Source organism: Flammeovirga agarivorans, from assembly GCF_012641475.1.
Taxonomy (GTDB): Bacteria; Bacteroidota; Bacteroidia; order Cytophagales; family Flammeovirgaceae; genus Flammeovirga; species Flammeovirga agarivorans.
Map to the genome: position 1 here is coordinate 1 of NZ_JABAIL010000070.1, position 767 is coordinate 767.

At 54.0% G+C, this 767-nt stretch carries 1 protein-coding gene; it reads right to left on the reverse strand.

Annotated elements, in window-relative coordinates; genetic code table 11:
• Nucleotides 1-641, reverse strand: a protein-coding gene (locus tag HGP29_RS28275) for an IS1-like element IS1D family transposase (RefSeq protein ID WP_317170045.1) whose coding sequence is annotated in 2 segments (ribosomal slippage) — nt 1-392 and nt 392-641 — 642 coding nt annotated over the 2 segments. Because the reading frame shifts where the segments join, the coding sequence is not laid out codon by codon here. This gene is flagged as partial in the annotation.
• Nucleotides 642-767 lie beyond the last annotated feature (126 nt).

Consider the following 767-nt stretch of genomic DNA (forward strand, 5'->3'; position numbering starts at 1 on the left):
CGATTTTGAGAACGACAGCGACTTCCGTCCCAGCCGTGCCAGGTGCTGCCTCAGATTCAGGTTAAGCCGCTCAATTCGCTGCGTATATCGCTTGCTGATTACGTGCAGCTTTCCCTTCAGGCGGGATTCATACAGCGGCCAGCCATCCGTCATCCATATCACCACGTCAAAGGGTGACAGCAGGCTCATAAGACGCCCCAGCGTCGCCATAGTGCGTTCACCGAATACGTGCGCAACAACCGTCTTCCGGAGCCTGTCATACGCGTAAAACAGCCAGCGCTGGCGCGATTTAGCCCCGACGTATCCCCACTGTTCGTCCATTTCCGCGCAGACGATGACGTCACTGCCCGGCTGTATGCGCGAGGTTACCGACTGCGGCCTGAGTTTTTTAAATGGCGGAAAATCGTGTTGAGGCCAACGCCCATAATGCGGGCGGTTGCCCGGCATCCAACGCCATTCATGGCCATATCAATGATTTTCTGGTGCGTACCGGGTTGAGAAGCGGTGTAAGTGAACTGCAGTTGCCATGTTTTACGGCAGTGAGAGCAGAGATAGCGCTGATGTCCGGCGGTGCTTTTGCCGTTACGCACCACCCCGTCAGTAGCTGAACAGGAGGGACAGCTGATAGAAACAGAAGCCACTGGAGCACCTCAAAAACACCATCATACACTAAATCAGTAAGTTGGCAGCATCACCTGAGTCAGGAACATATTTGCCAAACTTGCCATTTCTCTGAATAGCCCAATGGTGAAGCTCATTACCTCGTG